Below are 2,639 nucleotides of genomic sequence, written 5' to 3' on the forward strand. Positions count from 1 at the left end.
TGCGTATTTCGGCCCACCGTGACCGGTCGTTTCGGTAGATCGTGACCGGCCATTTCGCTAACGCGTGACCGCTCATTTCGCTATCAACGTGACCGATTTCCAGCCTGTTCCGAAACAGGCGGTCACGACTTACCGAAATCGTCGGTCACGGCTTAGCGAAATACTTCCACCCCGTTGCGCATGACCTGACGCGACCGTCACCCTCGCCCGTTTTTGGGGAAGTAGAGGGATGTCGGCGCAGCGAGTAGCCATGCGTAATATCAAAGAATGTCTGCGCCTCAAATTTGAGGGAGGTCTCTCTCACGAGAAGATCGCCCGGGCCTTGCAGTTGTCCAAGGGCGTCGTCAGCAAGTACGTCACGGCGGCCAACGAAACAGGCCTGGAGTGGCCGGTGCTGGCCGCGCTGGATGAGGTCGCGCTGGCGGCAGCACTGTTGCCAACTGCCAAGGTGCGCCAGACCCGCGGCGAGCGGGTGCTGCCGGATCTGATCACGATCCACCGCGAATTGCGGCGCAAGGGCGTCACCCTGCAACTGCTGTGGGAGGAGTACGTCGCCGCCCATCCCGAGCAGCCGACCTACCGCTACACCCAGTTCGTCGAGCACTACCGCCGCTACGCCAGCACGCTCAAGCGCTCGATGCGTCAACAGCACCGGGCCGGCGAGAAGCTGTTCATCGACTACGCCGGCCCGACCCTGCCGGTGATCGACCCAGCCACCGGCGAGATCAGCCGGGCGCATATCTTCGTCGCGGCGCTGGGGGCCTCGAACTACACCTATGCCTGCGCCACGCCGGGTGAAGCCCAGGTGGACTGGCTGACCGCGCTGGGCCAGGCGTTCAGCTACTTTGGCGGGGTCAGCGAGATGGTCGTGCCGGACAACCCGCGCGCCCTGATCGCCCATCCTGATCGCTACGAGCCGGGCTTGAACCGCGCCGCGCTGGAGTGTGCCCGGCATTACGACACGGTGATGCTGCCGGCGCGGCCGCGTAAGCCGCAGGACAAAGCCAAGGCCGAGGTGGCGGTGCAGATCGTCGAACGCTGGATCATGGCGCGGCTGCGCCACCAGCAGTTCTTCAGCCTGCATGCGCTCAATCAGGCGATTGCCGAGCTGCTTGAGGACTTGAACCAGCGCCCGTTCAAGAAGCTCGACGGCTGCCGCCGGGAGTGGTTCGAGCGGCTCGATCAACCGGTGCTGCGGCCACTGCCACAGCACCCCTACGAGGTGGTGACCTTCAAGCGCTGCAAGGTCAACATCGACTACCACATCGAAGTGAACGGCGGCTTCTACAGCGTGCCCTCGGCCCTGGCCCGACAGAGCGTCGATGTGCGGCTGAGCGCGCATACCGTGGAAATCCTGCACGGCAACCGGCGGGTCGCCAGCCACCTGCGACTTCAGCGGCGCGGCGCCTACAGCACCCAGAGCGAACACATGCCGGCGTCGCACAAGGCGCACCGCGAGTGGACGCCGCAGCGCCTGCTCGACTGGGGCGAGCGAATCGGCCCGCACGCCCGGCAGATCGTCGAGTACCAACTGACCCACAAACCGCACCCGGAGATGGGCTATCGCGCCTGCCTGGGCCTGCTCTCGCTGGCCCGCCAGTACGGTAACGCGCGCCTGGAGGCGGCGGCCAGCCGCGCCGTGCAACTGCGGGCGCTTAACGGCCGCACCGTGCGCAACCTGCTCAAGCAAGGGCTCGACCAACAACCACTGCCCAAGCCCGCGACGCCGGCAGCGCAACCCAGCAGCCACGAGAACGTCCGTGGCGCCGATTACTACACCCAAGAGGAACTGTTCGATGATGACCCAACACACCCTGAGCCAGCTGCACCAACTGCGGCTGAGCGGCATGGCCCGAGCGCTGGAAGAGCAGTGGACGCTGCCGGCCAGCCACAGCTTGAGCTTCGATGAACGCCTCGGCCTGCTGCTCGATCGCGAACTGGCCTGGCGCGACGACAAGCGTCTGGAGCGGCTGCGCAAACAGGCCAAGCTCAAGTACGCCGGCGCCTGCCTGGAAGACCTCGATCGCCGCCGTGGCCGCACTCTGGACGAGCGCCTGATCGCGACCCTGGCCAGCGGCGACTGGCTCCGCCAACGGCACAACCTGTTGCTGACCGGCCCAACCGGCGTCGGCAAGACCTGGCTCGCCTGCGCCCTGGGCCACCAGGCCTGCCGCCAGGGCTACAGCGCGCTGTACCTGCGCACCCCGCGCCTGCTAGAGCAACTGCGCATCGCCCACGGCGACGGTAGCTTCGGGCGCACCCTGCAACAGCTGGCTAAGGTCGACGTTCTGATTTTGGACGACTGGGCCCTGGCCCCGCTGGAGGAAAACGCCCGGCATGACCTGCTGGAAGTGATCGACGACCGCGCCGGTAGCCGCTCCACCATCCTGACCAGCCAATTGCCGGTCGAGCACTGGCACGGCTGGATCAACGACCCCACGCTGGCCGACGCATTGCTCGACCGCCTGGTGCACAACGCCTACCGAATCATGATGAAAGGTGAGTCACTGCGGCGGAAAAACACGGAGGAAGAAGCCGCATCGTGACCGATGCGGTTAGAATTTAAACCCCGCGCAATCGGGTGGAGGCACCGGTCACGTTGTTAGCGAAATGAGCGGTCACGTTCACCGAAATCCGCA

The 2,639-nt window shown here is 65.5% G+C and carries 2 protein-coding genes; both read left to right on the plus strand.

The genetic code is table 11. The features are described 5' to 3' along the window. Window positions 1–229 precede the first annotated feature (229 nt). Window positions 230–1,909 carry an IS21 family transposase gene (gene istA, locus HBN63_RS21440; RefSeq protein WP_041755227.1) on the plus strand — a complete coding sequence of 560 codons (1,680 nt, stop codon included), beginning with the start codon at window positions 230–232 and terminating at the stop codon, window positions 1,907–1,909. After that, window positions 1,797–2,546 (plus strand): IS21-like element helper ATPase IstB, encoded by a 750-nt coding sequence (istB, locus tag HBN63_RS21445; RefSeq protein ID WP_031297278.1) that lies wholly within the window; start codon window positions 1,797–1,799, stop codon window positions 2,544–2,546. The genes istA and istB overlap by 113 nt, the downstream gene beginning before the upstream one ends. Window positions 2,547–2,639 lie beyond the last annotated feature (93 nt).

It is taken from the genome of Pseudomonas sp. WS 5011 (assembly GCF_012985775.1).
GTDB lineage: Bacteria > Pseudomonadota > Gammaproteobacteria > Pseudomonadales > Pseudomonadaceae > Aquipseudomonas > Aquipseudomonas peli.